Below are 18812 nucleotides of genomic sequence, written 5' to 3'. Positions count from 1 at the left end.
TTCATAATTATACAGGGTATGCACTTTTAAAATAGCGTCATCTCCTATTCTGCTGTCGTCTCATGGATACGCTTCCACAATCTACTTCCAAATTTACACAGTTTCTCAAGACCTTAGCCCAGCTAAGTTTATTGATATTGATCTGGTGGATCGGCTCTTGCATTCAATCATGGTTTAACTTGCCGATCTCTGCTGGCGTGATTGGTTTATTGCTGCTATTAGCTGCATTGTTGAGTGGTTTATTTAAAATGCAGTGGGTCAAACAAGGCTCAGATTTTATTTTGGCTGAACTGGTTCTATTCTTTATCCCCTGTGTAGTTGGATTAATTAAATATCAAGATTTATTACTCAGCTCTGGCTGGCAGTTAATTTTAGCCGTGGTACTGGGTACTGTCTGTGTCATGGTGTTTACAGCATTTACGGTTTATTGGGGCTTTAAACTCGAGGCAAAAATTAAAGCGAAACACCAAACTGCGACAGATCATGATGTCAACACAGCAGGAAAAACCTTATGAACGATTTTGGGTTGAACAGCATCTCTGTATTGTTTTTCGTCCTGACCCTTATCGGTTATGTTTTGGCGAAAAAACTACATCGTAAGTTACCGTATATGGTTCTTTCCCCTGCACTATTCGTCCCGTTTGTGCTGATTATACTCATGCTTTGCTTTCATATTTCATATGACACCTATATGCAAGAAAGCCAATGGATTGTATGGATGCTCGGCCCTGCCACTGTGGCCTTTGCTATTCCCATCTATGAATATCGGCAAATTATCCGTCAGCATGCGCTGAGCATTAGTTTGGGCATCGTGATTGGCATGTTAGCTGGGATTATTAGTGCTTTTTATTTGGCACAGTTGTTTCAGTTTGACCAAGAAACGTCTTATAGCTTAATGGCACGTTCCATTTCTACGCCCTTTGCCATGGAACTTACCTCGAATATTGGAGGTTCAGTAGAATTGGTGATTCTATTTACCATGATTACTGGGATTGCCGGCGTGGCTATGGCTGACCTAGTTTTGGCTGGGCTTAAATTGCATTCACGCTTTGCACAAGGTGCGGCTCTTGGCAATGCTGCACACGGATTTGGTACAAGTAAAGCATTATCACGTCATAAAGAAGAAGGTGTTGCAGCCTGCTTGAGCATGGTACTTGCTGGAGTATTTATGGTATTGCTTGGGCCATCGCTTATTCATTTAGTCATTTATTTATTGGGATAAATAAAAAGCCCAGTGCAGTCTCTGGGCTTTTTAAATGATGATTTAAACTGTTTCATCTGTAAAACTATACAGCTAAATAATGTATTGCTATGACAAACGCTAAAAGACTCGACACTTCTGTGATTTCAATCGCGGCACCAATTGTATCTCCTGTCACACCACCTATACGCTGAATAAATTTCCATCGTAAATACAATAAAGTACAAATAAATGTAAGAATACTGACCACTCCAGTCCAGCTAAAATACAAACATGCACTTAGGCAGAGTATAAAGACTAGGTATGCCGACTTTCGTGGAATAGTTGCTGCTATCGATGAGCCTAAGCCTTTTTCGCGAACATACTGAGTTGTTAAAAACAAAAATAAAGGGGCTAAACGACCCAAGACTGGAAATACTATTAATGCCAAATACATTTGCTGTTGTAGCAAAACATAAAGTGCCGACCATTTCAGTAAGCAAATCACGAGGAGGCTCAACACACCAATCGGCCCACATGCAGGGTCTTTCATGATGTTAAGTGTACGCTCGGCATCACCAAAGCCACCGACCCACGCATCTGCCGTATCAGCTAAACCATCTAGATGTAATCCACCTGTGAGCCAAATCCAAACTACCAGCAAAATACTGCTGAGTAAGATAATCGGCAGGCTGTGAAATATAAAAGCAAGCAAGGCAAGAATGCAACCGATCAACAATCCCACCGCTGGATAAAACAATAAAGACTGTCCATTTTGCTGTTTCGATGGCATCGCTTTAAGTTGAATCGGAAAAGTCGTGAGAAACTGTAGAGCAATCCAAAAAGGTGTCATTCACTTTGCTCCAAAAGACGAATATTTGCACGATTTTGCACAATGAATGAATTTAATTGTCCCAATTCGGCAGTCATTTTTAATAAATCATCTAAGTGACTTTGCTGTGCCATACATTTTAATAATTTAATCACGCCGCCATGGGAAACCAATAAAACGCGGTGCCAATGATACTGTTGAGCCTGCAAAACTAGCTCATCTAGACCGCTTAATATCCGATGTTGAAATTGCTGAAGACTTTCTGCATTCGGTGGCGTAAATGTGCTGGGACTTTGCCAAAACTGTGCGAGTAACTCTGGAGTGTTTTCATAGATATGCTTGGTTGATACCGCTTCCCAATCGCCAAAATGCATTTCTTGAAACTTCGCATTTTCAAACATTGGACATTTAAGTTGTTGAGACAAATCTAAAGCAAATAAACGGCAGCGCTGTAAGTCAGAAGTGATGATGACATCCCAGCTCGCTAAACCGTGTGTATGTATGACGTTCAATACATCATCTATGGTCTGCTGCATCTGCTGCCAACCTTTTTGCGTCAAAGCATCATCTGTAGAGCCACGTAAGGTATGGCTTAGTTCAGTCTCACCATGACGCAATATATCTAAACGGAAATGTTCCATTTAAACTTTTTCACCAATCACAGCAGCTTGTGCAAAAGTCGCCATGTTGTTATGTAAACGACATGCCAAACGAATTAAACCCAAGGCCGCACCGGCACCGCTGCCTTCACCTAAACGTAAATTCAACTTCAAAAGTGGATCAGCTTCAAGGGCTTGAAGTAAACGTTGGTGCCCATATTCAGCCGATTGATGACCAAAAAGCATCCATTCACGTACAGCAGGATTTAAACGAACAGCGACCAAGGCAGAAACCGTACTAATAAATCCATCCACGACCATTGCTAGCCCCAATTGCGCACAGCGAATGTATGCTCCAACCATCGCGGCAATTTCTAAGCCACCAACAGCACATAGGGCTTTAAAGACATCTTGGCCGACATAGTCCTGATGTAAAGCCAAGGCCTGATCAATCACTTGTTTCTTATGTGCCAATTGTTCAGCACGAATACCTGTACCAACACCTGTCAGTTTTTCGGCCGGCTCATTAAATAAAAAACATGCAACAGCAGAAGCAGAACAGGTATTGCCAATGCCCATTTCCCCTGCGACATAAATTGACGCACCTGCAGCGATAGCATCTTCAACACTTTTACGGCCGAGATTCATCGCTTCAATACATTGTGATTCGGTCATCGCAACAGTTTTAGCAAAATTTGCTGTACCCGCTGCAATACAGTAACGCTCTACCCCTGCATATTCATAAGCGTCACCTACCGAACCACAGTCAATCACTTGTAGTTTGGCTTGATACTCACGTGCAATGACACTAATACATGCACCACCGGTCGTGAAGTTTTGTAACATTTGGCGTGTGACAACTTGTGGGTAGGCCGAAATATTTTCTTCCATCACGCCATGATCACCTGCAAAGATGGTAATCCATGGGAAATCGATATTGGGCTGATCTGTGTTTTGTAATGATGCAAGTTGCACCGCTACATTTTCAAGTTCTGAAAGCGAGCCCGTAGGTTTAGTTAGCTGTAACTGGTGATTTACCGCCTGTTGCTTAGCTTCGATACTCGGATTTTGACAGGGTTCTTGCCACCAGTTCATGCTTTATCTCCTTTTAAGATTATTGGAAAACCTGCAACACAAAACACCACATGGTCAGCAATTTGACCAATTTGTTGATGTAAGCGCCCAGATTCATCGACGAATTTTCGACTGATTTGTCCCATGGGAACAACGCCTAGTCCAGTTTCGTTACTGACTAAAATAATGTCTGACTTTAATGTTGGCAGCACCGTAAGTAATTTTTGGCATTGATGCTGTTGAAAGTCTGCTTGTTCATGCAGCAATACATTACTCATCCACAGCGTTAAACAATCGATAAGAATGGTTTGACGAGCTTGGTCTATTTCAACTAAGCGATCGGCTAAATACAAAGGCTCTTCAATCAACCCCCAATGTTCAGGTCGGTCCGCTTGATGATGCTGAATTCGCTCCTGCATTTCCTCATCATATGCTTGTGCTGTAGCCACATAGATGACGGCTTGAGCACTTTCTTTGGCTTTTCGTTCTGCAAGTCGGCTTTTACCTGAACGTGCCCCACCCAAAATGAAATGAATCATGACTGTGCCATCTCTATATTTTGTCTGAACTGATGTTGATAATAAGGACTTAATGCCCCTTGTAGTACTTGAGCCTGATAATGACCAAAAGTCAGCTGCTCACTTTCAAAATCAAAGCTGTGCTGTTCAATTTGTTGGATTCTTTCAAAAATATCATCGCTATTCCATGACTGTTTATACAAGCCCAATGTGATATGCGGACAATATTCGATTGGTGCAATTTCATTCGAACTTAAATTCAAAGCTTGACGTAGATGGTCTAACTTACGATCTACATCCACAATTTCAATAAACAGCGCGCTTTGAAAGCTATTGATCTGACCTGTACATAACCGAATATTAGATAGCGATAACTGTCGAAGTTGTTGTTGGTGCAGTGCCAATTCATCTGCTGAGAAATTATCATTCCATCGTTGTTCAACATGATCGATTAATTGGGTTTTATTTAACTCTTCAAAAAAGCCACAAATAAACACAGTGATATGAAATTGGCGCGTATTCGGTGTGTATAAAAGATCTGAAAACTGCGCTCGAAGTGCTGTGAGATACGCCAATAATTCAGGATCCTGTATTTCTATATACCACAAAGCATAGTGCTGACGACCTTGATGCCAATCGGGATAATCCTGATTGAGCGTCGGTACGACTTGCATTGAGGGTTTTAAAAACACAGATAAATCACTTTAAATCCAATCTGCTTTATTAAAGCATGAATCAAAACAGACTTTGCCCAATTTTGATTTAGTAATATTCAGTTAGAACTGAAATTCATTCATCTAAAGCATCTTTGTAAGAAAAAAATGCCGAGTCATACTCAGCATTTTGATTCAATATATATTGCGCACAGATAAGCATTATATTTTAGGCAAATTTCGCAGTATCTTTCTGATCTTGCATTTCAGTATGGTTGACCCGTGGATCGTTTAACTGTTCAGCAAACTGCTGCAATTGCGTCATTACATTGGCCTCAATCTGTTCAATCCGTTGCAGTTGTTTAAGCTCGTTGGCCTTTTTCAGCTCGGAAAATTGCAACTGGATAAACTTGATGACCTGATCCATCGAACATTGATTAACACTCACGGCATACATCAAACCATAGACAATCCCTTGCTGTAGATGTGTTGTATCCAGTTCACATTTTAAGTTGGTTGCCAACGAGCCCAACACTCGTTCATTAAATGCAAGTTTGCGTAAAGGATCTCGTGCCACGCGCGCACAGGGGTCTTTGTACGCATGTTCACAGGAGTTTATAAAACTCTCTGCCAGTCGTGTTAAATCAAAAGCACGATTTGGTAAGCGCAGTGCTAAACCAGCCTGCACCTCGTCAATGAGTTCATGCATAAATTGATCAACGCGATTATCTGCAAGTGCCACACCTATGGTTTGATGATTTAACAGTGCAGATTGCCAAGCCAACATGGCATGCACGCCATTCCATAAGCGATTTTTAATTAACTGGATATCTTCAATATGATCGACCAAAATTATTTGACGCATTTTTTCTAACAAAGGACTGTTATTTTCAACATAGATCGGCATGTCAGCTTCAGCATTGAATAAAATTAAATCCATGCTTTGCAATATATGACTTGGGTGAAAATTGCGTCGCATATCCTCAACATATAAAGTAGCTTGACGCTCCTGATCAGGATTTAATTTCGTCGCATCTTCTAAGTCTAATTGAGCATCCACCTCAACTTCATCTAATTGAAATTGTTTGAAGATATTATATTTTATACGGAGCTGACGATATAAGTTTTGGTCACTTAACTTAGATACCATGCGGTTGACCACGGTATCGCAAAAATAGTGTTGTTGTATGATTTTCTCTGCAACGACCGCCCCTGCAAGCTCAGTTAAAGCCTGTTTTAAATGTGTCATTAATAATTGTTTTGCCCCAACTTTATTCAAAATAATGAGCATCGTTAGGGGTTCTATGGCTTTTTCATCATGTGCAATATGTCGTGCATACAAGCCTTGCGCAATAGTTTTGGCTTCTTCTGCAATCGCTTTTTCAGGCAAACAGATGGCAACCAAACTCGACTCTGTGTACATCTCTTGCATCTGCTGAATATTTTCAGCATCAATGACTGCCATGTTTTCAATGCGTTCGTCATAAGACAATTGACCATAGCGAATACAATAGGTACCAAATGCATTGACCGCAGAACGATATAAAGGGTTACGAGTCGATGCATAGATTTTTTTCGGGCGTGTATAACCATCCCAATGCGACAAAATTTGTGCTAAATAACCACCACCAATCGCCCCAAAACCATGAATACCAACAGTGAGTTGATTAAGGGTTTGTGGAAAAGCCTCTTGCACATGCGGCATCTCTAAATGCGCAGTGAACGGGTCAAGTTCCGTCAAACAGTCATACATACATTCATAATAATATTTGGCTTTGGACAGCATGTTTTGATTGGGCGATTTAATATCTTTAAACAGTACGGTAATACCGCCAGCGTCAAAGGCCGAAGTCACACCATTTTCCGAGTCTTCAAACATCAAACAATCAGCAGGATTTAAATTCAGCTTTGCGGCAGCACGCATAAATATTTCAGGATGTGGCTTACCATTTTCAACTTCATCGCCACAGACTAAGACATCAAAGAACTTATACACATTGGCATTGATGAGATATTCTTCTGCGATTGCACGGCGACTCGATGTTGCCACGGCCATCCTCAGTCCTGACTTGCGTAAGCGTTCTAATACTTGAACCAAGCCTTTTTTGATCGGTACACCAAACTGACGAACACGCTCCAGTTCTAATTCATCTGCGCGTTTGCGAATATCTGCGTATGGAATGTTTTCATCATATTCGGCTTGGGCCAATCGATGCGCGCTTTGTGCACTTAGCCCCAAACAATTCATCAGATATGATTCGGAAAACTCAACACCGGTCAATTCAAGAGATGCCTGTTTCAATGTTTGAAACCGTAAACGTTCAGTATCAAACATTGTTCCATCCATATCAAAAATGGCGCCCAGAACCAAATCATTATTAAATTTAAGCATTTAACCTCCGTTATTTTTTATGTGAAAAGAATAACGGAGAAAACTATTGATTCAGTACTTTGAGAATTAATGAAACAATTGTGATTATTTTTTAATCAAAGTGCTTGCTTTAAACATCTATTTTGTAAGATCAATCACCGATCAAGTAACATCATGTAATCAAAACCCACTATTGTCAGGATAGTCCTATCTTCACACCGACCTATTGAAGTAAGTATACAAGTCTCTGCATATTTCACTCAGTTACTCGCTTCACGGTTTGAGTTTTGATTTGAAATAAAAAGAATACGATTAAACCAAGCATCACTAAAAATAAAAAATAATACGGAAATTCTTTGTGCCACTGGTATAAACCCGTACTAATCAATGGCCCAACAACAAAGCTCAAAGCCTGAGTGGCTGTACACCAACTTGCCACCTTAGTCTGTAACGCACTGGGCGCCGTTTGCGCTGCACCCGTTGTAAATGCAGGGATTAAACATGCAACCGATATACCATATAAAAGATATGTAGCTTGAAATATCCGTAATTCAGTGGTGAAAACCGAAATCAGCAAGGCTGCTGCCATGCTAAACAGCCCAACCCACAGTAAGCGATATACGGACCAATTTAAATACTTAGAAATCAGCGTTTGCATAATCACCAAAGCAATACCTACGACGAGAGAACATTCTGCAAAATGCACTGCGCCTTCTGCAGCAGTCATATTAAAGCGGTCTTGAATATAAAACCCGGCCGTTAAATTAACGGTCACGATGGCAAGATAGAGACTGAATCCCAACATTAACCATGGATAGCATTGCTGAATGCTCAAATCTGTAGATGGTGACTCATGCTTTTCTGTCACTGGCTTTTCAACGCTATGCTGTTCGGTATGTCGGTCAAAGCTGAACACCAAGACCACAGAAATCAACGCTAAAATAATGATTGCTGCCCAAAGCGGCGTCATGATTCCACCAAAGCCCAGCAGCAAGGTGGTTAGAAATGGCCCTATGATTACGCCTGCACTATTTAATGCACCGAATTTTGACATTGCTTGTGAACGCTGCTGCTCATTGCTAAAACGGGTCATCACATAAGTTTGCAAGGCAATCTGTGGCATCGCCATAAATACCCCAGTCGCTGCGCGTGACAACATTAATAAACTAAATAGCAGCAACATCCCTATATGAACAGTAAGGCCATACATCAACACGGCTGTAAATAGCCCCCATGTCACAGCCATGCCCACAAAACCGATACTCAAGAGTTGATAAATCGAAAACTTAGATTGATTTTTTGAAATGTAAATGGCACCAACAGCCATCAGCAGCGCACCGACGGAAACCATCGCACCGCCTTGTAGTTCAGAAAGCTTTAACTCTCGAACCAATGGCGCCAACAGCGGCAATATCATCGAGAAACTTGCACCATTGGCAAGACTGGCAGCAATAAACAGTTTGTTATTTCGATCCATTATTTTTGTTATCCATTTTTAATGGCTACGATATAAACAATAGAGGTGACTTAAGCCACCTCTATTTTGTAAGTCACGATACCGTGCTTTAAACCTGATTCAGGCTTTAAATCAGTATTTCACCGTATAACTTAAACCGTAGGTGCGACCTTGAGCCGCTAGGCTAGAAATTGGGCCATAGACAGTTTCAACCGACTGACTGTATACCGACTTATAATCCGTATTCCACACGTTGTAGACACCAAAGCCCACATTACCCGGTCCTACTTTTGCATTGGCAATCACGTCCATCGTTGCAAAGCCTTTAATTGCCGCTGCTGGAGCAGATCCATATTTCACAGCGTCTTTTTGGGCTTTGTCAGTACCGCCAATCGCTAAAGCTTGAACACGTAGGCTCATGTCATTATCAAATTGCCATTCTGAAAATGCTGTTCCTTTTAAAGGTGCCACACGAATGGCATCCAATTCTTGCCAGTCACCTTGGGTATTTTTAAATTGGCCCGTGGTATATGCAACTGTGCCCCCAACCGTCCAATTTGGTTGAACTTCATAACTGGCATTGGCTTCGACACCATAGATACGTTCATCGGTATCAATAACATCAATGGTGTAATTCGGTGCACCAAATTTCAGGCTTTTATCTGAGTCATTATAAAAAGCCGTGACTCCTGCATTTAAACCACCGGCATTTTGTACACGCCAACCGAGTTCATAGTTATTGACTTTAATCGGGTCAATGGTTTGGCTATTAATCACAGAATTTGCTGGCACATCGCGCAGCATACGTTGCACATCGGGCAAGTTTGAACCTTGTGAGAAATTCGCAAACACTTGCTGTGCATCAGTTAAGTGATACACCGCGCCAACATTAAACAGCGTTGCATCATGTTTTACTTTGCCGCCATTCAGTGTTTTCGCCACATAACCTGGGGTTAAATCTGCGGTGATGGCTTCCATATAAGGCACAGATGAATCAACATCGCTTTCTACACGTTCATGGCGAATGCCAGCTTGTAAGCCAAGTCGGTCGGTTAATTCATATTGCGCTTGGGCAAATACGCCAAGTTTTTCTGTTTCAACATCTGGGCCAAAGGCATAGTAATTAAACGGCTGATAACTCAGACCATTACTTTGAATAAATGTAGCACTGTCATACATTTGGATATTTTGTTGATCTTTTTCATTTTCATAATCCACACCATAGGTTAGCCCCAGTTCACGACCATTTAAGTTAAGATCTTTTTGTAGAGCAACACGTGCGCCTAACACATCAATATCGGTTTCTGACTGATACACCAAGAAAAGTTCAGGTGCCATTTGACGTGCAGATGGGAACCAACGTGCCTTTTCATTTCGATAATACGTTTCAGCGTTTAGACGATGCCCTAAAATATCCTGATTTTCATATTGTGCGTTGACGCTATAACGTTCAGTTTGTGGTTGTTCAGCAAGTTGTAAGCCCTTTACTGCATTTAATGACAACGGCAGCTTGCCACCCACGGGCTGTGAGCGCAGCGCATTTAAATTTGGACCATAGTCTGGACCATAGTCACTATCTTGCTCATCATTATAATATTGCGCACCGAAACTCAGCGTTTGACCATCGGCAATTTTCCAACTGACACGACCATTTAGATCTAAAGTGTCGGTATCTTGACGGTCTGTTTGCGCAATTTCAGGCCCAATACGATTGCCATGACTATCTTGTATTTCACCACGTTTGGTATAGCTTGCACCTAAAGTTCCGCGTAAATTGCCTTGATTAAAATTCATGGTTTGTGCAGCTTCATAAGCCAGCGCATCAGACTTAAAGTTATTACCAGAAGTGACACCGACTTTTGTTTCAAAACTCAGCGGCTCAGATCCACCTCGTTTGGTGATGATATTGATAATACCGCCTGTTGCACCTGAACCATAAATACTACTTGCACCTGAGACCACTTCAATTCGTTCAATCATCGACGGGCTAATACTTGCCAGTTGTCGAGATCCATCACGATATCCCGTTTGCGGCACACCATCGATCATGTATTGCACCACTCGTCCACGCATGGTCATCCCATAGTTAGACGTTGTACCACTCGATGGAGTCAGTGATGGCACCAATAAACCGACAATATCGGCTGTGCTTTTACCTGCATTGGCTTGTTTTTCAATTTCTTCTTTAGGAATGCTGTACACCGTACCCGCAATATCGGCAATGCTTTTCGCAGAACGAGTAGCCGTCACAACAATCGGTGCCATTTTAGTAGCTTCTGTAGTTTGTGTTTCAACTGCTGTATTTTGTGCAGTGTCTGTCGTGACGTCTTGCGCATAAAGCTGAGTGCAAATTGCTAAGCTGAGACAAGTCAGTTGCATCGGTAGAGCTAAACGTTTCATATTCTTTTCCATTTCTTAGAGTTCCGATTGAGTCGGAAGAGTTTGAGTTTTTAAATTTTGTGTTTTTAAAACAATGCGTTGACTAAGTAAGACACTGATTACTGAGCCGATTGCCAATACCAAGTAAAAATGTCCATAGCCTAATGATTTTGCGAGAAAGCCTGAAAATGCGCCGCCAATGAAGTAAACGAGCAATTCAAAGCACACTAATATAGTGAAATCGGTACCCGCCTGTTCTTTAGAACTGGTCTGCATGAAATAGGCATAAAGTGATGTCATGGCGATATAACGAATAGCTAGCATCAGCACGACAAATAGACCTAAAAGCAGATGCCATTGATTCAACCACCCCAATACAACGGCTGCCCCAATGACGGCATATAGCAATGTACGTAACCATCCTGCCCAGACCAACAATTGCGTTGCTTTGATTTTTTTCAGCAATACAGCTGCACTAACGGCAGCAATCAGACCGACACCAGCACCGACCACAGACATCAACACCCCGATCTGAGACAGTGACCATTTTTGATCGATCAACATGGGATTCAGCATTGCCATAGCGGGTGCTTCCACCACGCGATAACAAACAATGAGCAGCAAGGCCCAACGAATCTCTGGTCGTTTAAAAGCTTGTCGTAGGCTTGGTTTGGCTTTGGCAATTTGAGTTTGTGGTTCTTCTTGAATAAAAAACACAGCAAACATGGTTAAAAATGTCAGCAGCGCTAAAGTTGTGAGCGCTGGCTGCCAACCCCAATATTGGTAAATCCATAAAGTCGCAGCGCCACCAAGCATGCTACCGACGGCCACCCCAATACTCTGTGCCATACTGCCCAGACGATAATTGCCTTCGGTAAATTTCTCTACGGTATAACCATCAATCGCAATATCTTGCGTTGCCGCAAACGTTGAAATCCATAAACCAACAATGACAAATAAAGTCAGCCCATAAGAAAACTGCGTAAAGGCTAAAACCAGTACCCCCATTACCAATGCGATTTGCGTAAACAACAGCCATGTTTTACGTTTACCGAGTTTTTTGACATAGAGCTGATCAATCCAAGGCGCCCAAAAAAACTTGAATGCCCATGGAATGTAAAGCAGCGATAACATGCCGATCCAGCGCAAATCTACCCCTTGATGTCGTAAAATCGCAGGCAAAGCCACATTGTAAAAATACAAAGGCAATGCATGTGCTAAGTACAAAATAATCACAACGCTCAAACTCAGGACTGAAATTTGAGATGGTGAAATTGCATGATTTAATTTTCTTGAGTATTGTTGCATATCCACCTCTGCACTGCCCATTGCAGCGCATCAGACTGTTCTAATGAAACGTAATAAGGCACACGCCACGCTGCATGCAGCGCGGGTGTATTTAAACGTTTGAAGTCGTCTGGATCTTGCGCAATACGCACCAGCCCCAAACAATATTGAAAAAAGAGATGTTTAAACTTCTTGTACCAGACGGCTTGTATTTGCCGATATTCTTCAGGAAATGTCGTTCCCTCAGCCGTTTGCATAACCAAAACAAAGGGCTGACTTTTCAGAAAAAAGCGCTCAACTTGAGTCAACCATTGTTCAAACTCTTCCACTGAAACATGCGCTGAAAAGCGCATGTCCAGTATGTGCATGTGGGTGCAGCGATAACTCATGACACCGCCTTAGCTAGTTGCTGATGCTGAAATGCCTTGGAGTCTTTTAAGTAATGACCGAATTTTGCATAAAAAGTTTCTCTAAAGCAGTAATACAACATGGCAGTCTTTTCAGGCATTGGGATTAGGCGCTGCGCTTCATAGCACATGTCTTCAACCACAACGGCATAAGGCTTCACACTATGATCAGGTTCTCCCACAATCTTGGCTGATGCGGCATTTTCAAAGATATAAAAGCTCAATAAACGCATGACAGGACGTAAATAGCCTTTACCAAAAACGGACTTTTCACCAAATAACAAATGCCAACCTAGATCAAGCTCATCACCGTCGTAGTACAAACCTAATCGATCCCGTTTTCCCTCGTAAATCTCTGTGTAGCCCACATCTTCACCATTGACTCCTACGATCAAAATTCGGTGATGATCATCTGCCAGCATTTTTTCGTAATACACTTTTAGTTCAGTTTCTGACTTATTGAGCTGCCATTGTGGAATCACATGCGGTTCATGCATCCATTTATGAACCAAAGCCATATCTTCTGGATATTGCATTTGTCGTAAGTAGTATTGCGTCTCATTCTCATAGTATTCATAAAAATCAGGTAGTTGTCGTGATAACGTTGTCATGATCTCGTCCTTTAAGTTTGTTTAATATTTTCTGTTCTTAGCTCAAAAATCTGCTTATGACGCAATACGGTTGGTTGTCATTTTCTGCTTAGCAATATGCAGTTGTTTCGCCCACTGATTTAAAGTGTTTGGACTCACAGGATTTGCAATTGGATCTAAAAATACAGGTACTGGTCGTTCTGCTTCGTCGTTATAACTGGTGGTAAACAGTCGAACGCGGTTCAGACAAATTTTCTCGAAACGTGGACGGAACATACTGAATTTTTCAATACGATCTGCCAATTCAGGATGTGCTTGATGAAATTCGTCGATCACGCTGGAGATGGTTTGCCAAAACTCAAGTTCTGTATGCTCTGGATAATCTTCAAGGAAGACATTACAGATATAGCGGTAATGCACCATGAACAAACCTGTAAAGATAAAGTGGCTAAGTTCTTCAGCAGGATGGCGCAGTAAAATTTGCCCTTCAGGTGGTAAATTTTCGAGTTCAGGAAAATCTTCATCAACTAAATTGACATCATCAATAAAGTCCTTCAGCACCATTTTTTTCGGTAAGCCATTTTCATGGATCAACATGGTGTTTTCACCGTGCGGAGAAAAAGCTAAACCATATTTGTATAAGCAAATTAGTAGCGGTGTTACACAAACTTCGGCAAATCGTTTCAGCCATTGCAAAGGCGTCAAACCTGAAGCCTGAATCAACACGGATAAAATAGATTGACCGTTTATGTCTCGATGTAACAATGCGGCTTGGGAAAGTGCCATCTCATGTTCACCAATACATGGCTCTACACTTTCACGCCATAAGCACCCAAACAATTCTTTAAATTGGTAAGGCGCACCCTCTATCTGATCAAAACACGGCTGTTGTAAAGTGAGACTCGCAATTTCGCCCAAAAATACTACCTGTGTTTTTTGCAGGTCTACATCATGATATTGAATGTCCTTCAGCCAAGCGGTCACCGCAGGTGCAGCCAAATTTCGTTTTGAAGGCAAACCTCGATAGACCGCCGTATTAAAGATACTGACAGGTAACTTCACATAATGACGTTCAGGATGACTGGTATTGCATAAGGTACGAATGGATTGCATTGGCACATAATCATCTTGTCCAATGTCCAGCTCTACAATGCGCTGATCGACGATTTCATTGGCATAGGTCGGGATTAACCACTGATGCCACTGCCATGCATGTACAGGAATAAAGAAATACTCAGCAGCATCTAAGGCTTTGTCCGCCAATTGCTGTTGAAAATCGTGTAATTGCGCAGAGTTCAACTCATGGCGATATAAGCTTTGTGCATCCCAAGCCTTGGTCGAACGAAATTCAGCTAAATCACGATGAACAGCTAACCAGAGAACTTTAACCGTTGGAGAGACCTCTGGTGCGGAGCTTAAATAATCATCATAGCCAAACCCCATACGGCCTTTACTCATAATGAGCCATGGGTGTCCACGCAACATGCCTTCAATTTGATAGTGTGGCGCTGACAGCACAGCCTGACTCAGCAATCGCTGTTCATCAAAAATATGGGCTTCTGCTAACCATGTATTGTTCATTTCTTTAATCAAATATGCCTTGGTAAATGGTTTCACCTCAGCTTGATTTGAAAAAGTACGAATAAATTCATGCAGATTCCATGCAGGCTCTGTTGTCGATTCACTTAACTCTCGAACGCTCCCTTCAACAATACGCCAGTGCCCAAGCAGAAACTGAGTCGCTTCAAATTGATACGTTTTGTCATCTAGTTTAAGTTGCCATGTGTTATTTTCCACTTGCTGAATCTGAATAATTTCTTCATATAAAAACTCAGCAATTGCCATTTCAATCAGTCTTTGCCCTGCACGGCGCCACTGCGTTTGATTTATCTTTAATTTTGCAAATGTCATTATAATTTCTCGAGTTTAACCGTATTCTGTTCTTGCTTATTCGGCATGGCCGTATTGCGGTTCATTGCATAGTTGGCAATGGTTTTTTTAACGGATAAAGGTCTTTGGATATTGGTTGGCGCTGATTTCTTCACAATGCCCATACTGTGCATTTCAGCATTTTCACTGGGTGAAAAATGTTGGAAACTTTGAGCTTGATCACCTAAATCGTATAAGTTAAAACCCAATAATTGATTGGCAATGATCGCTGCACGGTGAGCACCCAACCCTAAATCAGGAGTCCCGACACCGTGACTGTGCATTTCCTGATTTTGAACAAAGATCTCCCCAACAGCGTCATGCTGTACGCGGTAGTCCTGACTAATTTTCCAGCGACCGAATTCATCACATTGAATCAGTGGTTTTAGATATTTGAGATATTGCCACTCTGGACTGTGATATCCCGTTGAAGCCACGACAAAGTCCGCATCTAGATAGAATTGTTCTGCCGTGACTTTATGCTGAAACTGCAAACGGACGCCCGCACCATGAGGCTCGGCATCGACCAAACCCACCTGAGCATGTAAATGCGTCTGTTGAATATTTTGACCAATACTCCGGTGATATAGTTTTTGGTAAATATCACGGATGGTTTTTGCACTGATGCCCTTATATAACAAACTTTGTTGCTTCAATAGTTCGGCTTTATTTTCAGGGCTCAGTTGATAAAAATGCGCGGTATAATCTGGACTAAAATGCTCCAATCCAAGTGGTGCATATTCCATTGGGAAAAACCCATTTGAGCGTGTCAGCCAATGCAATTTAAACTGCGCTGTTGTCGTCTGATCCTGCAAATATTGACGATCAAACAGATCCATAAAAACTTCGGCCGAAGACTGGCCTGATCCCAGTACAACCACATTCCCTTTCAAGTGATTTAACGCTGCATTGCAATAATTTGCAGAATGTAAGCAGCGCTCCGGATATTGCTGTTGTATGTCTTTTAGACACTGTGGTAAATGCGGAACATTACCCGAACCAATGACCAAATTTCGGCATTGATAACGTCTAAAACGTCCATCTTGCTCAACCATGACTTCAAAGCCTTGCTCTTGGGCATAAATGGCTTTTACGGTTGATTGATATTGAATATGCTCTAGTTGGTCTGCAACCCACTGACAATAATGGTTATATTCACGTCTAGGAATCTGAGCTTGTTCTAAAAAATAGAATTTGTATAAACGCTGCTGCGCCTTTAAGTAATTTAAAAAACTAAAAGGACTGGTTGGATCAACCATGGAAACCAGATCGGCCATAAACGGCACTTGCAGCACTGTATTGGGCAATTGCATACCCGCATGCCAGTCGAACTGTGGTTTCTTTTCAAAAAATTGATATTGCAAATGATTTTGCTTATGTAGCAAACTCGCCAAACTAAGGTTAAATGGCCCTAAGCCTATCCCAATAAAATCAAGCATATTGCACATCCTTCTGTTCCACACATAAAGGATTTGGCAACTGTACATAAACCGATTGCTGATCGACTGGGGCAATCAATTCATCCAGCTCATACAAGCGCGTCAACAGATTACCCTTATACGGCAAGGTCGGCTGATAAAGTAATGAATGAATCAATGAACTTTCTGGATATGCCCGATGTAAGTCCAACAGTTCATTTTGCAATATCGATATCAACACTTGCTCTGTGACATATCCAGTTGCACCAATTGCATTGATAATGCCGAATAAAGTATTACCAAAGAAATAATAGCTAAAGCGCTCATCGACAAAAGCTTTGGAACCCACGGCATGCGCTTTTTCTTGCAACTCTGGAAATGCGCTTAAGACCTCACCTGCTAGTTCTTCAATATAGTAAAAGCCTTGATTGTCACGCAGCCATAGATATTTAGGCATTGCATTTTCAAGCTCAAGTAAGACATTTTGCTGATGTGATTCAAAAGCCATTCCGTATTGATGGTACAAATACATCAGTGGTTTTAGACTAATTGCCAAAAATTGTTTAAACCAATTGATCGCAATGGTACTTTGATCAAGTTCAGGTTGTTGTTTTGCTATTTGTTCAAATAATGCATTAAAACGGTTTTTCGGCTGTGCAGGATGATCTTGGCATAATGATGCAATACAACTCACCTGCTGCTTTTCACTGAAAGGCTGATCACGGAAGATGCAAATAGTTTCTTCGACGATTTCATCATCTATGCTCAATGCCATCCACGCAGGATCATTCACCGCTTTGAGCGTTGGGCATTGTTGTAAAATACGTTCACCAAGACTTGAATGCCAAAGTCGATGGGTCATTTCACCACGGTGACATTCTTTGGCAAGGTTAACCCGAATTGAATTGGTGATCATTACAGATAGTGATGGTTTTAACATCCACGGCGCTGCAAAACTTGCCATAGTCCGTACCGAAGTTGTTGGTGAAAATGCCCAACCTTTCTCGCCAAAATCGATAATTTTTAATTTGGTTTTTAAGTTTTTAAACCATGTTTTTGACTGTAAATAACGTGCTTGCCAAGGATGCAAAGGCAATAACTTATAATGTGAATAGGCATTCAGTAGTGCTTGATCAGTTTCTGATAAATGCCATTGCAATTCGCTTTTCAATTGCGCTGATATAGCTTGATCTAGGGCAGAACCTTCTTGAATATATTCTGGAGCCACCAACCAATAATGCAGTTGGCTGAGACCTTTGGCTTCTGGCGAATACCTTTCCCAATCTTCATGCACAAAACCGACCCGACTTTTCGGTGCAGGATGCATGCTGTGCCCTAAAATTAAAGCTTGTTCCGATTCAATGAAACTTTGTTCCGCTTGGACCAAAGCCTCAAAATCATGTTCACGTAGTGTCAAAAATTGAATAAGCGCTTCACGACTTTCGATCCAACGTTCTAATAATGATGAAGCATCCAGTGTATGACCTGACTCTTGTACGAGCTGTTCAAGTAATAAACTCGCGATCGCGGTGATACTAAATGACTGTTTCTGTCCTTTATTAAAAACGTATGGGATATCTGCAAGACGATGTCTACCAACAAGGCTGACATAAGATAGTGGTACAAATAACTGTGATTGTATGCAATCTAAGGGGATGCATAACAACGTCAAGCCTTGGCTAAACGTCAATTGTGATGAATTCTGTTGATACTTTTCCAGTAAAATACCTTTACCGGTTTCTTGTGAGTATGCATTGACAAGATGCTGCATCGCCAAGCGATTTGCAAGCTCTTTCATCTGACCATATCCTCTATTTTTAAGCTTTTCCAAGCTTTGTCATGTAATTATGTTTCTTTAACTGTGCAAGTAATGCTTAGTACGCTGGCCAGCGTGAAACCATGTTAATGATAATCATTATTGTTAATAATTGCATTTTTGTGAAGATTTGCTACAGGATTGCAAATTTAGTCTTATCTCTATGTATTTAAAAATTAATTTTTTTAATATGAACTTTTCTGTTTTTATTTATACAATTTTCTGAAATGGAACTAAATGATAATTTTCTCATTTAGCATTGAACAAATAAATCATATTGATTATTTTTTAGCCGAATTATCA

16 protein-coding genes are annotated in these 18812 nt (G+C 41.3%); 2 read left to right on the top strand and 14 right to left on the bottom strand.

The annotated features are described in order from the left end of the window. Positions 1 to 62: 62 nt before the first annotated feature. Both FTU75_RS07300 and FTU75_RS07295 read left to right on the top strand, forming a co-directional pair. Positions 63 to 515, top strand: a complete 453-nt coding sequence (locus FTU75_RS07300) for a CidA/LrgA family protein (protein ID WP_180115562.1) — start codon at positions 63 to 65, stop codon at positions 513 to 515. Next, complete coding sequence (locus FTU75_RS07295; protein ID WP_180115561.1) at positions 512 to 1222, top strand: LrgB family protein; 711 nt, start codon at positions 512 to 514, stop codon at positions 1220 to 1222. The genes FTU75_RS07300 and FTU75_RS07295 overlap by 4 nt, the downstream gene beginning before the upstream one ends. A 64-nt stretch (positions 1223 to 1286) precedes the next feature. Here FTU75_RS07295 and FTU75_RS07290 read toward each other — a convergent pair whose 3' ends face one another. The 14 genes from FTU75_RS07290 to FTU75_RS07225 all read right to left on the bottom strand — a co-directional run bounded on the left by FTU75_RS07290 (position 1287) and on the right by FTU75_RS07225 (position 18491). Further along, positions 1287 to 2033: an adenosylcobinamide-GDP ribazoletransferase gene (locus tag FTU75_RS07290; protein WP_180115560.1), complete on the bottom strand. Its 747-nt coding sequence runs from the start codon at positions 2031 to 2033 to the stop codon at positions 1287 to 1289. Further along, complete coding sequence (locus FTU75_RS07285) at positions 2030 to 2653, bottom strand: histidine phosphatase family protein (RefSeq protein WP_180115559.1); 624 nt, start codon at positions 2651 to 2653, stop codon at positions 2030 to 2032. Before FTU75_RS07285 ends, FTU75_RS07290 begins: the two co-directional genes overlap by 4 nt. Further along, the gene (cobT, locus tag FTU75_RS07280; protein WP_180115558.1) at positions 2654 to 3706 is read right to left on the bottom strand and encodes a nicotinate-nucleotide--dimethylbenzimidazole phosphoribosyltransferase; all 1053 of its coding nucleotides are present in this window, start codon (positions 3704 to 3706) and stop codon (positions 2654 to 2656) included. It abuts the gene before it with no gap. Then, positions 3703 to 4224, bottom strand: coding sequence for a bifunctional adenosylcobinamide kinase/adenosylcobinamide-phosphate guanylyltransferase (cobU, locus tag FTU75_RS07275; RefSeq protein WP_180115557.1), 522 nt, complete (start codon positions 4222 to 4224; stop codon positions 3703 to 3705). The genes cobT and cobU overlap by 4 nt, the downstream gene beginning before the upstream one ends. Beyond that, a complete protein-coding gene (locus FTU75_RS07270; RefSeq protein WP_373685851.1) occupies positions 4221 to 4895 on the bottom strand; it encodes a 2'-5' RNA ligase family protein in 675 nt (224 codons plus the stop codon). The genes cobU and FTU75_RS07270 overlap by 4 nt, the downstream gene beginning before the upstream one ends. A gap of 190 nt (positions 4896 to 5085) precedes the next feature. Beyond that, the gene (gene mtlD / locus FTU75_RS07265; protein WP_180115556.1) at positions 5086 to 7248 is read right to left on the bottom strand and encodes a bifunctional mannitol-1-phosphate dehydrogenase/phosphatase; all 2163 of its coding nucleotides are present in this window, start codon (positions 7246 to 7248) and stop codon (positions 5086 to 5088) included. Between the two features lie 235 nt (positions 7249 to 7483). Next, positions 7484 to 8704: an MFS transporter gene (locus FTU75_RS07260; protein ID WP_180115555.1), complete on the bottom strand. Its 1221-nt coding sequence runs from the start codon at positions 8702 to 8704 to the stop codon at positions 7484 to 7486. Positions 8705 to 8815: 111 nt separating this feature from the next. Next, positions 8816 to 11083, bottom strand: coding sequence for a TonB-dependent receptor (locus FTU75_RS07255; protein WP_180115554.1), 2268 nt, complete (start codon positions 11081 to 11083; stop codon positions 8816 to 8818). Positions 11084 to 11098: 15 nt separating this feature from the next. Next, complete coding sequence (locus FTU75_RS07250) at positions 11099 to 12370, bottom strand: MFS transporter (RefSeq protein ID WP_257223750.1); 1272 nt, start codon at positions 12368 to 12370, stop codon at positions 11099 to 11101. Further along, positions 12346 to 12738: a hypothetical protein gene (locus FTU75_RS07245; protein ID WP_078190999.1), complete on the bottom strand. Its 393-nt coding sequence runs from the start codon at positions 12736 to 12738 to the stop codon at positions 12346 to 12348. The genes FTU75_RS07250 and FTU75_RS07245 overlap by 25 nt, the downstream gene beginning before the upstream one ends. After that, entirely contained in the window at positions 12735 to 13367 is a 633-nt protein-coding gene (locus FTU75_RS07240; protein WP_180115552.1) for a GNAT family N-acetyltransferase, read from the bottom strand. The genes FTU75_RS07245 and FTU75_RS07240 overlap by 4 nt, the downstream gene beginning before the upstream one ends. Positions 13368 to 13421: 54 nt before the next feature. Then, complete coding sequence (locus tag FTU75_RS07235; protein ID WP_180115551.1) at positions 13422 to 15257, bottom strand: IucA/IucC family siderophore biosynthesis protein; 1836 nt, start codon at positions 15255 to 15257, stop codon at positions 13422 to 13424. Continuing rightward, entirely contained in the window at positions 15257 to 16714 is a 1458-nt protein-coding gene (locus FTU75_RS07230; RefSeq protein WP_180115550.1) for a lysine N(6)-hydroxylase/L-ornithine N(5)-oxygenase family protein, read from the bottom strand. The genes FTU75_RS07235 and FTU75_RS07230 overlap by 1 nt, the downstream gene beginning before the upstream one ends. Next, positions 16707 to 18491, bottom strand: a complete 1785-nt coding sequence (locus tag FTU75_RS07225) for an IucA/IucC family siderophore biosynthesis protein (RefSeq protein WP_180115549.1) — start codon at positions 18489 to 18491, stop codon at positions 16707 to 16709. The genes FTU75_RS07230 and FTU75_RS07225 overlap by 8 nt, the downstream gene beginning before the upstream one ends. Between the last annotated feature and the right edge of the window lie 321 nt (positions 18492 to 18812).

The organism is Acinetobacter sp. YH12140, assembly GCF_013418475.1.
GTDB classification, from domain to species: domain Bacteria; phylum Pseudomonadota; class Gammaproteobacteria; order Pseudomonadales; family Moraxellaceae; genus Acinetobacter; species Acinetobacter amyesii.
Note: the sequence above shows the minus strand (reverse complement) of the source record. Positions and strands in the feature narration are given on the sequence as shown.